An 18,086-nucleotide genomic window follows, 5' to 3' on the forward strand; every position below is an offset into this window, starting at 1 on the left:
CCCCGTAAAGGAAGTCCGCCATGCCGCGATGGCGCATGCCCACCTGCGCGTCCGCGGCGCTCGCCGCAGCCGGTCTCTTGCTCTCCGGCTGCGCCAACCCGAGCGTCGGCAGCGCGAACGACGACCCGACCAAGCCGGTCACCCTGAAGTTCTGGCACGGCTGGTCGACGCCCGGCGAGGTCAAGGCCGTCAACGACAGCATCGACCGCTTCGAGAAGCTGCACCCGAACATCAAGGTGAAGGCCACCGGGAACGTCTCCGACGAGACCGTCAACCAGGCCCTGCGGGCGGGCGGCGACAAGGCCCCGGACGTGGTGTCGTCCTTCACCACCAACAACGTGGGCCAGTACTGCGACTCCGGGATGTGGGCGGACCTCGATCCGTTCATGGAGAAGACCGGCCTCGACAAGCGCAAGATCTTCCCCAAGACCCTGCTCGACTACACGAGTTACCGCGGCAACCAGTGCGCCCTGCCGCTGCTCGCCGACGCCTTCGGGATGTACTACAACAAGGACGCCTACAAGAAGGCGGGGATCGAGCGCCCGCCGCGCACGATGTCCGAGTTCAAGAAGGTCGCCAAGAAGCTGACCGTGCGCAGCGGCAAGAACTCGTACAAGCAGGTCGGGTATCTCCCCAACTTCCGCTTCTACCAGAACAGCCCTGACCGCCTCTTCGCGCAGTGGGGCCCCCAGTACTTCGACGCCGAGGGCAATTCCCGCCTCGCCGAGGAGCCGAAGACGTACCAGTTCTTCAAGACCGCCCGCCAACTCGCGGCAGCCCAGGGCGGGTTCGACGACCTGGAGCGGTTCCGGCTGACCTTCGGCGACGAGATGTCCACCCAGAACGCCTTCCTGACCGGCAAGGTGGCCATGCACCTGGACGGTGAGTGGCGCGGCCTGATGCTGGACGAGGCGAAGGCGAAGTTCGACTGGGGCGTGGCGCCGCTGCCCGTCCCCGACGACCAGGCCGACACCTACGGACGCGGCTTCATCACCGGCACCGTCGCCGGGATCGCGCACAGCAGCAAGCACCAGAACGCCGCGTGGGAGCTGGTGCGGTTCCTGACCGCGGACACAAAGCAAGTCGTGAACTTCGCGAACGCCATCCACAACGTGCCCTCCACGTTCGCGGCGCTCAAGTCGCCGGACCTGGACGCCGATCCGACCTTCCGGACCTTCTTCGACATCCTGCAGAACAAGCACAGCAAGGCCCTGCCGCCGTCCGTCAACGGCGGCGCCTACGTCGTCTCGCTCGGGGACTTCTCGTACGCCGTCGAGGCCGGACGCGTGGGTGATCTGCGAGGGCGCCTGAAGAAGCTCGACGAACAGATCGACGCCGACACCCTCCAGTCGAAGAGCTGAGCTGAGGACCCCGCCATGGCACTTTCCCTCTCCAACCCGGCGCGCCGCAGACTGCGCACGCTCGGATTCCTCTCCCCCTGGCTGGTCGGCTTCAGCGTCTTCTTCGCGTACCCGCTGATCGCCACCGTCTACTTCTCGTTCATGCACTACAACCAGATCAAGGAGCCCACCTTCGTGGGCCTGCGGAACTGGAAGTACGTGTTCGACCAGATGCCCCTGTTCGGCCCGGCCCTGTGGAACACCCTCTGGCTGGTCGTGATCATGGTGGCCGTGCGGGTGGTCTTCGGGCTCTCGCTCGGGCTGCTCATCACGAAGATCAAGACGGGCGCCGGATTCTTCCGCACCGCCTTCTACATCCCCTACCTCGCCCCGCCGGTGGCGGCCACCGTCGCCTTCGTCTTCCTGCTCAACCCCGGCACGGGCCCGGTCAACGAGATCCTCGACGCGGTCGGGATATCGGGGCCCAACTGGTTCAACGACCCGGACACCGCCAAGCCCTCGCTGGTGCTGCTCTCCCTGTGGGGCATCGGCGACCTGATGGTGATCTTCATGGCGTCGCTGCTCGACGTGCCCAAGGAGCAGTACGAGGCCGCCGATCTCGACGGCGCCGGGGCATGGGCCAAGTTCCGCTACGTCACCTGGCCCGCGATCACCCCGATCGTGATGTTCGCGGTGGTCACGGGCGTCGTGCAGACCATGCAGTACTACACGCAGGCCCTGGTCGCGGGGAAGGTCGCGTCCGGCGTCAACATCGGCCCCGGATCGGTGATCCAGCCCGGCTACCCGGACCACTCGACCCTCACGGTCCCCCAGCTCGTCTACCAGATGGGCTTCCAGAACTTCAACACCGGTGCCGCGTGCGTGCTCTCGCTCGTGCTCTTCGCCATCGCCATGGCCGTCACGCTGCTCCTGATGCGCAAGCGCTCCGGACTGCTCGCGGCGGAGGACTGAGGATTCATGACGACTACGACGCCCACGACGCTCACCGCACCCACCGCGCCCGAACGCACCGCCCCGGCACGGGGCCCCGCCGCCGCCCGTGCCCGCCGCAAGCGCGTCCTGCACTGGATCGCCGTGCACAGCGTGGCGATAGGCGTGGCGCTGCTCTTCGTCCTGCCGTTCGTCTTCGTCTTCCTGACGTCGGTGATGAGCGACTCGCAGGCCATGAGCGGCGACCTGTGGCCCGACTCCTGGCACTGGTCCAACTACAAGGAAGTCTTCGAGACGCCCGGCTTCCTGGACTGGTGGCGCAACTCGCTGATGTACGCGGGCCTCGGCACCCTGTTCACCGTCTGCTCGGCGATCCCCGTCGCGTACGCGCTCGCCAAGTTCCGCTTCCGCGGCCGGCGCACCGCGATGCTGCTCGTCATCTCGACGATGATGCTGCCGCCGCAGGTCATCGTGATCCCGATGTACCTGGTGTGGGCCCAGCAGTTCCACCTGTCGGGCACCCTGTGGCCGCTGATCATCCCGATGGCGTTCGGCGACGCGTACTCGATCTTCCTGCTCCGTCAGTTCCTCCTGACGATCCCCAAGGAGTACATCGAGTCGGCGAAGGTCGACGGCTGCGGGGATTTCCGCACCATGATCAAGATCGTCGTGCCGATGGCCAAGCCCGGCATCACCGCCATCGCGCTCTTCCAGTTCTTCTACTGCTGGAACGACTACTTCGGACCGCAGATCTACGCCGCCCAGAACCCCGGCGCCTGGACACTGAGTTACGGCCTCGAATCCTTCAAGAGCGCCCACGCCGTCAACTGGAACATGACCATGGCGGCGACGCTGCTCGTCATGGCGCCCGTCATCCTCGTTTTCTTCTTCGCACAGAAGGCCTTCGTCGAAGGCGTCACCCTCACCGGAGTAAAGGGCTGAGAACCGATATGAAGCTCGCAGTGGTCGGCGGAGGGTCGACCTACACACCCGAACTCATCGACGGATTCGCGCGGTTGAGGGACAGCCTGCCGATCGAGGAACTCGTCCTCGTCGACCCCGCCGCCGACCGTCTCGAACTCGTCGGCGGGCTCGCGCGGCGCATCTTCGCCAAGCAGGGTCACCCCGGCCGCATCATCACCACGTCCGACGTGGACGCGGGCGTCGCGGACGCCGACGCGGTCCTGCTCCAGCTGCGCGTCGGCGGACAGGCGGCCAGGCAGCAGGACGAGACGTGGCCCCTGGAGTGCGGCTGCGTCGGCCAGGAGACCACCGGCGCGGGCGGCCTGGCCAAGGCGCTGCGCACCGTGCCCGTCGTCCTGGACATCGCCGAGCGCGTACGGCGCACGAATCCGAACGCCTGGATCATCGACTTCACCAACCCGGTGGGCATCGTCACCCGGGCGCTGCTCCAGGCCGGGCACAAGGCCGTCGGCCTGTGCAACGTGGCGATCGGCTTCCAGCGGAAGTTTGCCAAGCTGCTCGACGTCGCACCGGGCGAGGTGCACCTCGACCACGTGGGCCTCAACCACCTGACGTGGGAGACGGGCGTACGTCTCGGGGGCCCCGGCGGCCAGGACATCCTGCCCGGGCTCCTCGCCGAGCACGGGGACGCGGTCGCCGCCGATCTGCGCATGCCGCGCGAGATCGTCGACCGGCTCGGCGTCGTGCCCTCGTACTACCTGCGCTACTTCTACCAGCACGACGCCGTGGTCGAAGAGCTGCGGACCAAGCCCTCGCGCGCCGCCGAAGTGGCGCAGATGGAGCGGGAGCTGCTGGAGATGTACGGCGACCCGACGCTCGACGAGAAGCCGGAGCTGCTCGCCAAGCGCGGCGGCGCCTTCTACTCGGAGGCGGCCGTGGACCTCGCCGCGTCGCTGCTCGGCAACGGCGGCAGCCCCTACCAGGTGGTGAACACCGTCAACAACGGGACGCTGCCGTTCCTGCCGGACGACGCCGTCATCGAGGTGCAGGCCACGGTCGACGGCAAGGGCGCCAAACCCCTTGCCGTGCCGAAGCTGGACCCGCTGTACGCCGGGCTGATCGCGAACGTCACCGGGTACGAGGACCTGGCTCTCCAGGCGGCCCTGCACGGCGGCCGGGAGCGGGTCTTCAAGGCGCTGCTCGCCCACCCGCTGGTCGGCCAGTACGCGTACGCGGAGCAGCTCACCGACCGGCTGATCGCGCACAACCGGGAGCACCTGGCGTGGGCGTAGGCATGAGCGTGCTCGCGATCGACGCGGGCAACAGCAAGACCGACGTCGCGGTGGTCGCGGCCGACGGCGAGGTCGTCGGCTCGGCACGCGGCGGCGGGTTCCAGCCGCCCCAGGTCGGCGTCGAGACCGCGGTGGACATCCTGCAAGAGGCGGTGACGCGGGCCCTGGCCGAGGCGGGCGTCGACTCCGTGGGCCATGTGTCCGCGTGTCTCGCCAACGCCGATCTGCCCGTCGAGGAGCGGGAGTTGGCGGCTGCCCTGCGCAAGCGCGCGTGGGGGTCTTCGGTCGACGTGCGCAACGACACCTTCGCCATACTGCGGGCCGGGCTCCTGGAGGACGCCGAGCCGCGGGGCGTCGCCGTGGTGTGCGGCGCGGGCATCAACTGCGTGGGCATGCTGCCCGACGGGCGCACCGCGCGCTTCCCCGCCATCGGCCGGATCTCCGGCGACTGGGGCGGCGGGGGCGGCCTCGCCGAGGAGGCGCTCTGGCACGCGGCACGGGCCGAGGACGGCCGCGGCGACGCGACCGCACTGCGCGAGGCGCTGCCCGCGCACTTCGGCCTGTCCTCCATGTACGCGCTGATCGAGGCACTGCACCTGGGCGCCATCGCCCCCGTGCGGCGGCACGAGCTGACGCCGGTGCTCTTCGCCACGGCGGCGGCGGGCGACGCGGTGGCGCGCTCCCTGGTGGACCGGATGGCCGACGAGGTCGTCGCCATGTCGACCGTGGCCCTGGACCGCCTGGACCTGCTCGGCGAGGAGACGCCGGTGCTGCTCGGCGGCAGCGTCCTGGCCGCGCGCCATCCGCAACTGGACGACCGCATCAGGGCGTTGCTGGCCGACCGGGCGCCCAAGGCGGTGGCCCGCGTGGTCGTCGCCCGTCCCGTGCTCGGCGCCGCGCTGCTCGGCCTCGACCAGGTGGGGGCGCCCACCGAGGTGCACGCGCGCGTGCGGGGGCAGTACGAGAGCGGGAGTTGAGCCCCTGTCGACAGGGGTGTTCTTCTGAGCCGCGCCGGGCCGTCCGCCCGGCGCGGCTCATCTCGTCCCACGCGAAAGGGAACCGAACCGCACCGAATCGCGTATTCAAGGGCAGGGGTGGTGTGCGATCTTCGCGTGAGCCGGGGACAGGGTGGTCCAGAACGATGACCGAGACATGATCCAGGCACGATGATCAGAACAAGATCCAGTCAATGCCTGTGCGGATGTCACTCCCTGCGGCGATACTTGCGCCCGTGCACTTCTTCCCGCACCGCGCACGCCGGGCGGAAGTGAACGTCCGATGACCAAGGGGGAGGTCGAGGTCGAGGTGACATACCCGCCAAGCGGCAGCGCCGCGCCGCCGGGACAGGCCGCGCCGACGATGCCCACCGTCCCGCCTCAGGCGGGACCCGGCTCCGCGGCACCGGCACAGACCGTGCAGAGCGCGCCGCCCCGCCGTCCCGCCTGGGTCGAGGGCCGGGACAGGCTGCGCGCCGCGGCGACCACGGAGCCCGGCAGGCTGCGGATCATCGGCGCCGTCCTCGCGCTGCTCGTCATCGCGTTCGGCGCGGTCACCACCTGGCAGATGACCGAGCGTTCGGACGCCGCGAACAGCGTCCTGAACCGCAGCCAGCCGCTGAGCGACGACGCGGCGGCCATCTACCGCTCCCTCGCCGACGCCAACACCGCCGCGTCCAGCGGCTTCCTCGCGGGCGGCCAGGAACCGGCCGACGTGCGCAAGCGGTACAAGGACGACATCGAGCGGGCCTCCGAGAAGCTGGCGAACGCCGCGTCGAACGCGGGCTCGGGATCGTCGGCCGCCGAGTCGGTGAGCAAGCTGAACAAGCTGCTCCCGGAGTACACCGGCCTGATCGAGCGGGCCCGCGCGAGCAACCGCCAGGGCCTCCCGCTGGGCGGCGCCTATCTGCGGTACGCGAACGACAAGATGCAGACCCAGATGCTCCCGGCCGCCGAGAAGCTCTACACCGCGGAGAAGCAGCGGCTGAACGCGGACTATGACGACGCGAAGCCGTATCCCTGGTTCGCCATCGCCCTCGGCCTGCTCGCGCTCGGCGCCCTGTTCTGGGCCCAGCGCCGCAACTACCGCCGGACGAACCGCGTGTTGAACCACGGCCTGGTCGCCGCCACCGCGGCGTCCGCGATCGTGCTGCTCTGGCTGGTCGGCGGGCACAGCTTCGCGCGCTCGGGCCTCGGCGACTCGTACGACCACGGCGTGAAGTCCCTGAACGTCCTGAACGACGCCCGCATCAGCTCGCTCAAGGCCCGCAGCAACGAGAACCTCACGCTGGTCAGCCGTGGCGCCGAGACCGTCGAGGTCGGCACGAAGAAGGACATCAAGGACAAGTTCGACGTCGCCTACCAGGCGCAGATGAAGCAGCTCGGCAGCGCGGACAGCGGACTGCTCGGCGAGGCCGTGGCCGTGGCCGACAACGCCGCGGGCAAGAACCCCGTCGAGGAGGCCGCGAAGAACGTGGGGGTCTGGAAGGACCGCCACAAGACCGCGCGCGACAGCGACGACGCGGGCGACTACAAGGGAGCGCTCGCCAAGGTCGTCGGCGACAAGGACGACGAACCCACCGGCGAGTGCTTCGACAACGTGGACAAGGCGCTCGAAGTCGCGCTGACGCACGAGCGGAACGAATTCGAGCAGGCGGCCAAGGACGGCAAGGGAGCGATGTCCGGGCTCCCGGTGGGCGCCGCCGTGCTCGCGGTGCTCGCCGCCGCCGGCGCCGTGCTCGGCGTCGGGCGCAGGCTGTCGGAGTACAGGTGAGAGGGGGCGAGCGGACGATGCGTACGCGAGGACTGGCGAGGCTGCGCGGCTGGGGCGGAGCTGCCGCCATGGCGGTGGCCTGCGCGCTCACGGGCTCCCTCATGCTGGTGCTGCCGGAGGCAGGCAGCGCGGTCAGGTCCGACAAGGGCGCGGACCAGGCGTCCCCGGCTTCCGCCAAGGCCGCTCCCGCGCGCGCCGAGGAGTGCGAGAGCCCCGAGGCGAGCCTCTCCCCCGACGACAAGGACGGCCCGACGGTCGAGGCCATCCGCGACCGCAAGGTCAAGAAGCTCATCGTCGGCGTCGACCAGAACAGCTACCGCTGGGGGTATCGCGACCCGAACAAGGCGACGGCGACGCTCGAAGGCTTCGACATCGACCTCGCGCACAAGATCGCCGAGGAGATCCTCGGCGACCGCGACGCCGTGCTCTTCCGCGCCATCCCCACCAACCAGCGCGTCAAGGCGATACAGACCGGCCAGGTCGACATGGTCGTACGGACCATGACGATCACCTGCGAGCGCGAGAAGGACGTCTCCTTCTCCACCGCCTACTTCAAGACGGGTCAGCAGGTCCTCGCCCCCAAGTCGTCCAAGATCACCGGGTTCGACGACACACTGGACGGCAAGAAGGTCTGCTCGGCGAAGGGTTCCACGGCGCTCACCAAGCTGGGCGAGCTCAAGAAGAAGGGTCTCGATGCCGACATCGGGACGACGGTCCCCAACCAACTCGACTGCCTGGTAAGGCTCCAGCTCGGTGAGGTGGACGCCGTCGTGACCGACAGCGCGCTCGCCGCGAGCCAGGCCGCGCAGGACCCGACGGTCGAGCTCAAGGGCGAGGCGCCGCTCAACACCGAGTACTACGGCGTGGCGATGAAGAAGCCCGAGAAGGGCGAGGACGACCTGGTGCGCCGGGTCAACCAAGTCCTCGAGGACTACCGCAAGAGCGGCTGGCAGAAGAGCTACGACAAGTGGCTGAAGCCGGCACTCGGCGAATCGGCGGGACCGCCCGCACCGAAGTACAGCGACTGAGCCGGACGTGCACAGCAACGCAGAGCGGAGAGGTGATCGATGAGCGTCGCGGGACCCCCTGGTCCTGTGATGGACCGGGACGAGGTGGACCGTGCGCTGGCGCGGCTCGACGCCGAGCACGAGGCGATCGAGACCTCACTCCTCGCCCTTCAGGATCACGCGGGCCGCCGACTCCTCGAAGGTGCCGGTCTCACCGGCACCACACAGGAGCGCTGGCAGTCCACCGAGCAGCAGATCACCCTCCTGTGGGCGTACTTCGACGCGTACGCCGCCGCCCTGCGCGCGGCGCACGAGACGAGGGCCCGCAGACGCTGGCCCAACAGGGACGACCTGGTGGAGCTGACCGAACTCCTTCGCGGTGAGAGCGTCACCGTCGCCGGCGGCGCCGCCCCCGCGCCGTCGGCCTCGATCACCGGACCGGCCAAGCTCACCGAACGCTTCACGCTCATCGAACTCGTCGCACGGATGAACGACCTGTACGCGCACTCGCTCGACATGGTCGTGGCCGCCGACGCGGTCTGGTCCGCGCTGCCCGCCCGGATAGACCTCCTGGCCGCCGAACTGCACCGCACCCGCCAGCTCGCGCACTCCGTGGGCGTACGTCCCGGCGAGCACCCCGCGGGCGACGACCTGGAGCGGATCACGGCGGAGCTGACACACCTGCGCGAGCAGGTGATCTCCGATCCGCTGGCCTTCTGGCAGCCCGCACCGGGCAGTTCGGCCCCCGGAGGCGGCCGCCCGCACACCGAGCGGTACGACCGCGAGGCCCGCGCCCTGGAGGACGTGCGCCGTGAGATCGACGCGGTGCTCACCGTCCGGCAGGACGCGGAGCTGCGGCTCGGCAGGCTGCGTGACGTGCTCTCGCGCGCCGACCGCACCCTCGCCGAGGCACGCTCCGCGCGCGGCGAGGTCCTCGCCAAGATCGCCGCCTCCGAAGTGCCCGCCGTCAGCGGCCCTTCGACCGCGCTGCAGGAACAGCTGGCCATGGCCTCCGACTACCGCAGGCACGCCCAGTGGCACCGGCTCTCCCCGCTCCTGGAGTCCCTGGAGGAGAAGGCCGAGGACGAACTGATGCGCGCCCGCGAGTCGTTGACCGCCGTCACCCAGCCCCTGGCGATACGCGCGGAGCTGCGCGGCCGCCTGGACGCGTACAAGGCGAAGGTCGCCCGGCTCGGCCACGCGGAGGACCCGCTCCTGGTCGAGAAGTACGACGCGGCGCGCCGGATGCTGTGGAGCGCTCCCTGCGATCTGCGCGTCGCCGAACAGGCGGTGCTTCGTTATCAGCACGCGGCCGCCGAAGTCCTTGCACCGAGGGTGCCGCAACAGGGCGGTCCCACCGACCGGAGGGGGGAAGCATGAGTGAGCAGCGGAAGTGCCAGCGACCCGGATGCACAGGGTCGTACGAGGACGTGGGCGGCGGCGAGCTGTACTGCGACACCTGCGGCCTGGCCCCGGTCGTCTCGCCGACCGGCATGGTGTCCTCGCCCCCGACCGGCATCACCGGCGGCGGCAAGGGGTCGGGCAGCAGCAGCTCCCGGTCCAGCTCGCGCGCCTCGTCGCGCTCGTCGTCCAGGTCCCAGTCCTCGCGCCGCTCGGTGTCGGGGCGGCTCTCGCGCTCGCTGTCCGGCAGCACGACGTCCCGCTCGGTCTCGGTGCGCAGTTCGGGCTCGGGGGCGGGTTCCTCGGCGCGCAGCAGGCTGGGCGTGGGCCTGGTGCTCGTGCCCGAGGTGCCGCGCCCCGATCCCCGCCAGGCCGTGCAGGAGAACCCCGAGGTTCCCGAGCGCAAGCGCTTCTGCTCGCGCTCCGACTGCGGGGCGCCGGTGGGCCGCGCGCGCGGTGAACGGCCCGGCCGCACCGAGGGGTTCTGCACCAAGTGCGGCCACCCGTACTCGTTCGTGCCGAAGCTGAACGCGGGCGACATCGTGCACGGCCAGTACGAGGTCGTGGGCTGTCTGGCGCACGGCGGTCTCGGCTGGGTCTATCTCGCCGTCGACCGCGCGGTCTCCGACCGCTGGGTGGTCCTCAAGGGCCTGCTCGACACGGGCGACCAGGACGCGATGGCCGCCGCGATCTCCGAGCGCCGCTTCCTCGCCGAGATCGAGCACAGCAACATCGTGCGCATCTACAACTTCGTCGAGCACCTCGACCAGCGCACGGGCTCCATGGACGGCTACATCGTCATGGAGTACGTCGGCGGCAAGTCGCTCAAGGAGATCGCCAACGAACGCCGCACGGCGCAGGGCAAGCGCGACCCGCTGCCCGTCGAGCAGGCCTGCGCGTTCGGCATCGAGGCCCTTGAGGCACTCGGCCATCTGCACAGCCGCAATCTCCTGTACTGCGACTTCAAGGTCGACAACGCCATCCAGACCGAGGACCAGCTCAAGCTGATCGACATGGGCGCGGTCCGCCGCATGGACGACGACGAGTCGGCCATCTATGGAACGGTCGGCTATCAAGGCCCCGAAGTCGCCGAGCTGGGCCCGTCGGTGGCCTCCGATCTGTACACGGTGGCGCGCACACTCGCCGTGCTCACCTTCGACTTCCAGGGCTACACGAACGTCTTCGTGGACTCCCTGCCGGACCCCGACAACATCGAGGTCTTCCGCACGTACGAGTCGTTCTACCGCCTCCTCGTGCGCGCCACCGACCCGGACCCGGCCCGCAGGTTCGCGTCGGCGCAGGAGATGGCGGAGCAGCTCACGGGCGTCCTGAGGGAGGTCGTGGCCCTCCAGACGGGCCGGCCGCGCCCCGCGCTCTCCACCCTGTTCGGGCCCGAGGTGAAGGTCACGGACACGGAGCTGTTCGCCGAACTGACCGGCGACGTCTCACAGTTCGGGGTACGCGTGCTGCCCCAGGGGCGGCGCAAGGGCCGCCCCGAGCTGACGGCGGGCGAGGGCAACGGCCAGGCAGGCGGCGCCCCGGCGATCGCGTCGCCGCCCGTGCCCCCGGCCGCCCCGACGGCCCGGATCGTCCGCGCGCTCGACGCTCCCGCGACGGCGCTCGCGCTGCCGGTGCCGCGCGTCGACCCGAACGACCCGAACGCCGGGTTCCTCGCCGGTCTGCTGGCCTCCGCGCCCGCCGAGCTGATCACCGCCCTGCGGGCCGCACCCGCCGACTCCGTGGAGCTGCGGCTTCGCGGGCTGCGGGCCCGCCTCGCCATGGGTGAACTGGATTCGGCGGCGCAGGCGTTGACCGACCTGGAGATACAGCATCCGGACGACTGGCGGGTGGTCTGGTACCGCGGCGTCGCCTCGCTCGCGACCGGTGACCACGAGAACGCGGCGCTGTCCTTCGACGCCGTGTACGACGCGTTCCCCGGCGAGCCCGCGCCCAAGCTGGCCCTGGGCGTCTGCGCGGAGGTCCTGGAGCAGCTGGACAACGCGGCCGAGTACTACCGCCTCGTATGGGCCACCGACCCGAGCTATGTCAGCGCGGCGTTCGGCCTGGCGCGCGTGCAGCTCGCCGCGGACGACCGGCGCGGTGCCGTGCAGACCCTGGAGTCGGTTCCCGAGGCCTCGATCCACTACACCGCGGCCCGCGTGGCAGCGGTGCGGGCGAGGCTGCGCCACCGTATGACGTTGGCCACCGCGCCGTCCCCCGGCACCCTTTTCCTCGACGACCTGACGGCGGCCGCGGGGCAGGTGGACGCCCTCGCGGGCTTCGGCCTGGACGCGGTGCGCCGTGAGCGGCTCTCCACCGAGGTCCTCGGCACCGCGTTGGACTGGGTACTCTCCGGTATGCACTCTGGTCACGCCTCCGCTCCACCGGCAGCACCCGCTGCACCGGCGGGCGGCTCGCGGACCGTGCTGCTCGGCAGCGAGCTGGACGAGCGCGGCCTCCGGTTCGGCCTTGAGCGCTCGTACCGCACGCTTGCCCGGCTCGCACAGGGTGGCGAGGAAAGGATCGAACTGGTGGAACGGGCCAACCGTTTCCGCCCTCGGACGTGGGTGTGAAGATGTCGCAGATGCACCAGCAGACTGCCGGGGCGGGTTCCACGTGCCCCGGCTGCGAAGAGCCGCTGGAAGCGGGTGACCTGTTCTGCGGCGCGTGCGGGTACGACCTGTCGGCGCAGCCGGTGGGGGCGGACGACCGCCCCACCGTCGCGATGAACGGCTCGTCGTCCGCGCCGCCGCCCGACGCGTCGTCGCAGTGGCCCATCGCCCCGGACGTGGACAGCTCCGACATGCCGGTGCCCGCGCACCTGCCCACCGACCTGCCGGTCACGGAGTCGTCGGGCGGTGAGCTCTCCCCGAACGCGGGCGAGGCGCGGGACGCGGAAGACATCCGTACGGACGCTCCCGTCCCCCGGCCCGCCGAGCCGGACGAGTACCCCCTGCCCGCGCCCGGCGCCCCGCCGGAGCCCGAGCCCGCCGACCCCCGTGCGGTCCTGGCCGACCCCACGCCGCCCGCGGGCACCAAGCTCTGTGTGGCGTGCCGTTCGGGCCGTGTGGACCCGGACGGCTACTGCGAGAACTGCGGGCACGCCCAGCCGCGCGAGCGCGACCACATGGAGCAGGAGCTCGACGCGGTCGCCGCGGTCAGCGACCGGGGCCTGCGCCACCACCGCAACGAGGACGCGTTCGCGATCTCGTCGGCCGCACTGCCGGACGGTTCCCCCGCCGTCGTCGCGATCGTCTGCGACGGTGTCTCGTCCGCGACCCGCCCCGACGAGGCCTCCCTCGCCGCGTCACGCGCGGCCAACGAGTCGCTGCTCGCCGCCCTGCCGCGCGGCACGCACCCGCAGCAGGCGATGCACGACGCGATCCTGTCGGCGGCCGACGCCGTCAACGCCCTCGCCGCGGAGCCCACCGGGGCCAGGGAGCACTCCCCGCACCAGAACGCGCCCGCGTGCACGCTCGTCGGCTCGATCATCGCCGGTGGCCTCCTGGTCGTCGGCTGGGTCGGCGACAGCCGCGCGTACTGGGTTCCCGACGACCGCAGCGGCCCGACCGTCCGGCTCACGGAGGACGACTCGTGGGCAGCGCAGATGGTGGCGGCGGGTCTGATGAACGAGGCGGAGGCGTACGCGGACGAGCGCGCTCACGCCATCACGGGCTGGCTCGGCGCCGACGCGTACGAACTGGAGCCGCACACCGCTTCCTTCAAGCCGGACCGCGCGGGTGTAGTGGTCGTATGCACGGACGGACTGTGGAACTACGCGGAAGCGGTGGAGGAAATGGCACGCGCCGTGCCCGTCGATTCCGCCCTGCGCCCGCTGCACAGCGCCCAGGTCCTGGTCGGCCACGCCCTGGACGGCGGGGGCCACGACAACGTAACAGTGGCGATTCTGCCGTTCCGTGTCGTGCCGCAAGGGGCAGGATCGGCCTAGCGGAGGCTCCCCCAACGGGGTGCCCGCCACGCGCACTTGTCACCCACCGGCTTGGGGAAGCCGGTGGGAACGTCTAGGGGGAGCAGGGATCCATGGCCAACTTCTCGAAGTCGAACGTGCCGCAGTTCTCGGTCGACGTGTACCAGAACGAGTACATGGCGGAGGGCGCACGCGAGGTCAACGCGATCGCCACGGTCACCTCGACCGGCGGCGGCACGGTGGGGTCCGCGGTGAGCGCCCCGCATCTCTACTCGGTGGGGCAGACCCCGGACGCGGCCGTGGCGATCATGGTCGACTGCTCCGGCTCGATGGACTACCCGCCGACGAAGATGCGCGGCGCCCGTGACGCCACGTCCGCCGCGATCGACGCCGTACGTGACGGAGTCCACTTCGCGGTGATCGGCGGCACCCATGTCGCCAAGGAGGTCTATCCGGGCAACGGCCGCCTGGCGGTCGCGGACGCGCAGACCCGGGGGCAGGCCAAGCAGGCCCTGCGCAAGCTCAGCGCGGGCGGCGGCACGGCGATCGGCACCTGGCTGCGCCTGGCCGACCGGCTCCTGTCGTCGGCGGACGTCTCGATCCGGCACGGAATCGTGCTGACGGACGGCCGCAATGAACACGAGTCACCCGAGGACCTCCAGGCCTCGCTCGACGCCTGCGCGGGCCGCTTCACCTGCGACGCCCGCGGTGTCGGCACCGACTGGGAGGTCAAGGAGGTCACGGGCATCGCCTCCGCGCTCCTGGGCACCGCCGACATCGTCGCCGACCCCGCGGGCCTGTCCGCCGACTTCACGCAGATGATGGAGGCGGCGATGGGCAAGGAGGTCGCCGACGTCAGTCTGCGGCTGTGGACGCCGATGGGCGCGGAGATCAAGTTCGTCAAGCAAGTGGCGCCCACGGTCGAGGAGTTGACCGGCCGCCGCACGGAGGCGGGACCGCGCGCCGGGGACTATCCCACCGGGTCCTGGGGCGACGAGTCCCGGGATTACCACATCTGTGTCGAGGTGCCGAACGCCGAGCTCGGCCAGGAGATGCTCGCGGCCCGCGTCTCGCTGATCGTGCCGCAGCCGGACGGCAGCGCCCAGACGCTCTCGCAGGGCCTGGTGCGGGCCGTGTGGACGGACGACATGGCCGCCTCGACGTCGATCAATCCGCAGGTGGCGCACTACACGGGCCAGGCGGAACTGGCCCAGGTGATCCAGCAGGGCCTCGATGCACGCAAGTCGGGCGATATGGATGGAGCAACGGCCAAACTGGGCCGTGCCGTTCAGCTCGCCAGCGCCTCGGGCAACGAGGACACCGCGAAGCTGCTTTCGAAGGTGGTCGACGTGGTCGATGCCGTGGCAGGTACTGTTCGATTGAAGGCGAGGGTCGCCGAGGCCGACGAGATGACTCTCGAGACGCGGTCCACGAAGACTGTTCGCGTGAAGAAGTAGCACCATCCGTACTCATCAGTAGCCCCACAAGCAGCACGTACGGCCCCTCGGGGCCGGAGAAGGAGAGGGGGAAGCGCCGACATGCCGACCTGCCCGAACGGACACCAGTCGGGTTCCGACGACTGGTGCGAGGTCTGCGGTCACCGCATGGCCGGTGCCGTACCGCCGCCTCCGCCGCCGCCCCCGGCCGCTCCCGGTTACGGCTACCCGCCGCCGGGCCCCGGCCAGGACCCCGGATATCCGCAGGCCCCCGGCCAGAACGGCGGATACGGATACCCCCAGCAGGCCCCCGGCCGCCCGCACCTGTCGGCCGTGCCGGACCAGGCCGCCGAGGCCGAGCTCTGCCCGCAGTGCCGCACGCCCCGCGAGGCGAACGCGCCGTTCTGCGAGGAGTGCCGCTGGAACTTCCTGACGAACACGGCGACCTCGTACACCCCGGCCGCCCCGCACCCGCCCGCGCCGAACCCGGCGCAGCAGTTCCAGCAGCCTCCCGGGACCCAGCCCCCCAGCCAGCAGCCTCCCGGCACCCAGCCGGGCCAGGACCCGTTCGGGTACCAGGGCTCGCGGCCCTCGCAGATGAACCGGCCCGCCGAGCCGATCCCGCCGTTCGGCAACGGCAACCCGTCCGGTCAGGTGCCCCCGCCGTACGGCGGCGAGGCGCCCCCGCCGCCCTACGGCAGTGGTGACCAGTCGGGCCCGCCCCCGCAGGCGTTCCAGCAGCAGGGTCCGCCGGCGCCGCCCGCGTTCCCGCAGGAGACGGGCACTCCGCCGCCTCCGCAGCAGCCCGGTCCCGGCGGTCCGTCCTTCGGCGGCGACGACTGGGTGCTCCCGCCGCCCTCGTCGTCCACTCCGGGTCCCGGCGCTCCGCAGGCTCCCGAGCAGGGCGAGTGGGGCCAGCAGCAGCCGGTCCAGCAGCAGCCGCAGCAGACCCAGGCTCCGCAGGGCCCTCCGGGCTACCAGGCGGTGCCCGGTCCCAGCACCGGCACGGTCACCTGGTCGGCGACGATCGGTCCTGACCGTGAGTACTTCATGGCGATGATGCACCGCAGCGGTCCCGAGGCGTCGGGCCTGAACCTGCCCGCGTACTCGCCCGAGCAGCAGCGCCCGCTGGCCGGCAACCAGATCACCATCGGCCGCCGCAGGCACTCCACCGGAGACACCCCGGACATCGACCTGTCGGTGCCGCCGGAGGACCCCGGGGTCTCGCACCAGCACGCGGTCCTGGTCCAGCAGCCGGACGGCAGCTGGGCGGTCGTCGACCAGAACTCGACCAACGGCACCACGGTCAACAACGGCGAGGAGCCCATCCAGCCGTTCGTCCCCGTGCCGCTCCAGGACGGCGACCGGGTGCACGTGGGCGCCTGGACGACGATCACCATCCGGCACAGCTGAGAGCAGCGCTCCCAGGGCTCACGCGAGTGGCCAGGCGTACGGCCCTTCGGGGTCGTCGAGCCAGGCCCACTCGTGCGGCCCGCGGACGGTGACCCCGAACCGCTCACGCACCGGCCGGTCCTCGCGCTGCCACAGGGCGAGCGCCTCGTAGGGATCGAGGCTCCCGGCCGTCAGCTCCAGGAGAAAACGGAAGAGCTCGTTCTGCAGGGCCCTGCGCGGCAGCCCCCCGAGGTGCTGCTCGTGCGGGGCCCTTCCGCCGCCGCCCCGCAGCGGCACGAAGTAGGCGGGGGTGTGCAGGAAGCGGCCCTCGGCGTGCTCGGCGTCCTGGACCGTGAGGGCGATCAGGCCGGTGGCCAGCGGGGCCAGGATGCGGGCGCCGGGGCGGCACTGGGCCAGCCAGGGGCGCGGCACGGAGGTCAGGGTGCAGGTCGCGATGATCCGGTCGTACGGAGCGCGCTCGGGGCACCCCGCAGTGCCGTCACCGGTGACGACGGCCGGGTGGTACCCCGCGGCCGTGAGATGCCGCCGCGCGGACTCGGTGATCTCCGGGTCCAGGTCGACGGTGGTGACGTGCTCCTCGCCGAGCCGGTGGGCGAGCAGGGCCGCGTTGTAGCCGGTGCCCGCGCCGATCTCCAGGACGTCGCAGTCGCCGTCGCGCAGGTCCAGCTCCTGGAGCATCTTCGCCATCAGGGAGGGCTGGCTGCTGGACGAGAGCAGCTCTCCGTCGCGTACGCGGGTGGCGAGCGGGGCGTCCGCGTAGGCGCCGTTCAGCCAGCGTGCCCGGCGTGCGGGGTCGGGGTCCTCGCCCCAGAGCCGTTCATGGCCGCCGCCCGACGAGGTGACGTAGTAGTACGGCACGAACAGGTGCCGCGGGACCTGTTCGAACGCCGCACGCAGCTCGGGGTCCCGCTCCCAGGCACCGCTGGCCTCGATCTCGCGGACCAGGGCGGATCCGGCCTCGGCGGCGAGAAGGGGGTCGACTGTGGGTCCCATATAGCCACTGTGCTGCGGTATGGCCCGCGATGCGAGCGGCAGGACGTACCGATCCGGAGGAGATCGGTCCCTGTCCGGAGGGCGTGAGCGCCGGTCCGCGGGGCGTGAGCGCCGGTCCAAAGGCCGGGGGTCCTAAGTCTTCCGTCCTCGGCCGCCCCGTCTGAGACCATGGACGGTGTGAAAGAGATCCCGCGCGGCACGCTTCAGGAGCAGACCTTCTACGAACAGGTCGGCGGCGAGGAGACCTTCAGGCGCTTGGTGCACTTCTTCTACCAAGGGGTCGCGGAGGACCCGCTGCTGCGGCCGATGTACCCGGAGGAGGACCTGGGTCCTGCCGAGGAGCGCCTCGCGCTCTTCCTCATGCAGTACTGGGGCGGCCCCCGCACGTACAGCGACAACCGCGGCCACCCCCGGCTGCGCATGCGCCATGCCCCGTTCACCGTCGACAGGGCCGCGCACGACGCCTGGCTGAAGCACATGCGGGCCGCCGTCGAGGAGCTGGGGCTCTCCGAGGAGCACGAGCGGACGCTGTGGAACTACCTGACGTACGCGGCGGCGTCCATGGTCAACTCCGAGGGCTGACGGCTCTCCCCGCTCTCCGCACCCCCCTTCCCGAACTGCCTGCACTCTGA

Annotated in this window: 14 protein-coding genes; 13 read left to right on the forward strand and 1 reads right to left on the reverse strand. The window is 70.9% G+C overall.

The genetic code is table 11. The annotated features are described in order from the left end of the window. Positions 1 to 20: 20 nt before the first annotated feature. The 12 genes from ABZ833_RS16345 (at position 21) to ABZ833_RS16400 (ending at position 16,461) form a co-directional block, all read left to right on the forward strand. Positions 21 to 1,361 (forward strand): ABC transporter substrate-binding protein, encoded by a 1,341-nt coding sequence (locus tag ABZ833_RS16345; RefSeq protein WP_361046712.1) that lies wholly within the window; start codon positions 21 to 23, stop codon positions 1,359 to 1,361. A 15-nt stretch (positions 1,362 to 1,376) separates the two neighbouring features. Next, entirely contained in the window at positions 1,377 to 2,312 is a 936-nt protein-coding gene (locus ABZ833_RS16350) for a sugar ABC transporter permease (protein ID WP_361046715.1), read from the forward strand. Positions 2,313 to 2,318: 6 nt separating this feature from the next. After that, complete coding sequence (locus ABZ833_RS16355; protein WP_361046717.1) at positions 2,319 to 3,233, forward strand: carbohydrate ABC transporter permease; 915 nt, start codon at positions 2,319 to 2,321, stop codon at positions 3,231 to 3,233. Between the two features lie 8 nt (positions 3,234 to 3,241). Beyond that, positions 3,242 to 4,507 carry a 6-phospho-beta-glucosidase gene (locus tag ABZ833_RS16360; protein WP_361046719.1) on the forward strand — a complete coding sequence of 422 codons (1,266 nt, stop codon included), beginning with the start codon at positions 3,242 to 3,244 and terminating at the stop codon, positions 4,505 to 4,507. Continuing rightward, entirely contained in the window at positions 4,498 to 5,484 is a 987-nt protein-coding gene (locus tag ABZ833_RS16365; RefSeq protein ID WP_361046721.1) for a BadF/BadG/BcrA/BcrD ATPase family protein, read from the forward strand. The genes ABZ833_RS16360 and ABZ833_RS16365 overlap by 10 nt, the downstream gene beginning before the upstream one ends. A gap of 328 nt (positions 5,485 to 5,812) precedes the next feature. Then, on the forward strand, positions 5,813 to 7,276 hold the full coding sequence (locus tag ABZ833_RS16370) for a hypothetical protein (RefSeq protein ID WP_361047489.1): 1,464 nt from the start codon (positions 5,813 to 5,815) through the stop codon (positions 7,274 to 7,276). Positions 7,277 to 7,293: 17 nt separating this feature from the next. Continuing rightward, entirely contained in the window at positions 7,294 to 8,304 is a 1,011-nt protein-coding gene (locus ABZ833_RS16375) for a glutamate ABC transporter substrate-binding protein (protein WP_361046724.1), read from the forward strand. Positions 8,305 to 8,343: 39 nt separating this feature from the next. Continuing rightward, complete coding sequence (locus ABZ833_RS16380; protein ID WP_361046727.1) at positions 8,344 to 9,663, forward strand: hypothetical protein; 1,320 nt, start codon at positions 8,344 to 8,346, stop codon at positions 9,661 to 9,663. Further along, complete coding sequence (locus tag ABZ833_RS16385; protein WP_361046730.1) at positions 9,660 to 12,257, forward strand: tetratricopeptide repeat protein; 2,598 nt, start codon at positions 9,660 to 9,662, stop codon at positions 12,255 to 12,257. The genes ABZ833_RS16380 and ABZ833_RS16385 overlap by 4 nt, the downstream gene beginning before the upstream one ends. A 2-nt stretch (positions 12,258 to 12,259) precedes the next feature. Beyond that, entirely contained in the window at positions 12,260 to 13,633 is a 1,374-nt protein-coding gene (locus ABZ833_RS16390) for a PP2C family serine/threonine-protein phosphatase (RefSeq protein ID WP_361046732.1), read from the forward strand. A gap of 92 nt (positions 13,634 to 13,725) precedes the next feature. Next, complete coding sequence (locus ABZ833_RS16395; RefSeq protein ID WP_361046735.1) at positions 13,726 to 15,069, forward strand: VWA domain-containing protein; 1,344 nt, start codon at positions 13,726 to 13,728, stop codon at positions 15,067 to 15,069. 81 nt (positions 15,070 to 15,150) lie between these two features. Next, positions 15,151 to 16,461, forward strand: a complete 1,311-nt coding sequence (locus ABZ833_RS16400) for an FHA domain-containing protein (RefSeq protein WP_361046737.1) — start codon at positions 15,151 to 15,153, stop codon at positions 16,459 to 16,461. A gap of 18 nt (positions 16,462 to 16,479) precedes the next feature. On the opposite strand, the gene ABZ833_RS16405 is transcribed toward ABZ833_RS16400, so the two are convergent. Then, complete coding sequence (locus ABZ833_RS16405; protein WP_361046740.1) at positions 16,480 to 17,454, reverse strand: methyltransferase domain-containing protein; 975 nt, start codon at positions 17,452 to 17,454, stop codon at positions 16,480 to 16,482. A gap of 168 nt (positions 17,455 to 17,622) precedes the next feature. Here ABZ833_RS16405 and ABZ833_RS16410 point away from each other — a divergent pair, with 168 nt between their 5' ends. Beyond that, positions 17,623 to 18,036, forward strand: coding sequence for a globin (locus ABZ833_RS16410; RefSeq protein ID WP_361046742.1), 414 nt, complete (start codon positions 17,623 to 17,625; stop codon positions 18,034 to 18,036). Positions 18,037 to 18,086: the final 50 nt, after the last annotated feature.

Origin of the sequence: Streptomyces sp. NPDC047525 (assembly GCF_040643025.1) — a bacterium.
Lineage (GTDB): Bacteria > Actinomycetota > Actinomycetes > Streptomycetales > Streptomycetaceae > Streptomyces > Streptomyces durmitorensis.

What these genes read in the sequence shown, in the direction of transcription:
- ABZ833_RS16345 (WP_361046712.1), top strand. Translation starts at nt 21, where the DNA reads ATGCCGCGATGGCGCATGCCCACCTGCGCGTCCGCGGCGCTCGCCGCA.
- ABZ833_RS16350 (WP_361046715.1), top strand. Translation starts at nt 1,377, where the DNA reads ATGGCACTTTCCCTCTCCAACCCGGCGCGCCGCAGACTGCGCACGCTC.
- ABZ833_RS16355 (WP_361046717.1), top strand. Translation starts at nt 2,319, where the DNA reads ATGACGACTACGACGCCCACGACGCTCACCGCACCCACCGCGCCCGAA.
- ABZ833_RS16360 (WP_361046719.1), top strand. Translation starts at nt 3,242, where the DNA reads ATGAAGCTCGCAGTGGTCGGCGGAGGGTCGACCTACACACCCGAACTC.
- ABZ833_RS16375 (WP_361046724.1), top strand. Translation starts at nt 7,294, where the DNA reads ATGCGTACGCGAGGACTGGCGAGGCTGCGCGGCTGGGGCGGAGCTGCC.
- ABZ833_RS16380 (WP_361046727.1), top strand. Translation starts at nt 8,344, where the DNA reads ATGAGCGTCGCGGGACCCCCTGGTCCTGTGATGGACCGGGACGAGGTG.
- ABZ833_RS16385 (WP_361046730.1), top strand. Translation starts at nt 9,660, where the DNA reads ATGAGTGAGCAGCGGAAGTGCCAGCGACCCGGATGCACAGGGTCGTAC.
- ABZ833_RS16390 (WP_361046732.1), top strand. Translation starts at nt 12,260, where the DNA reads ATGTCGCAGATGCACCAGCAGACTGCCGGGGCGGGTTCCACGTGCCCC.
- ABZ833_RS16395 (WP_361046735.1), top strand. Translation starts at nt 13,726, where the DNA reads ATGGCCAACTTCTCGAAGTCGAACGTGCCGCAGTTCTCGGTCGACGTG.
- ABZ833_RS16400 (WP_361046737.1), top strand. Translation starts at nt 15,151, where the DNA reads ATGCCGACCTGCCCGAACGGACACCAGTCGGGTTCCGACGACTGGTGC.
- ABZ833_RS16405 (WP_361046740.1), bottom strand. Translation starts at nt 17,454, where the DNA reads ATGGGACCCACAGTCGACCCCCTTCTCGCCGCCGAGGCCGGATCCGCC.
- ABZ833_RS16410 (WP_361046742.1), top strand. Translation starts at nt 17,623, where the DNA reads ATGGACGGTGTGAAAGAGATCCCGCGCGGCACGCTTCAGGAGCAGACC.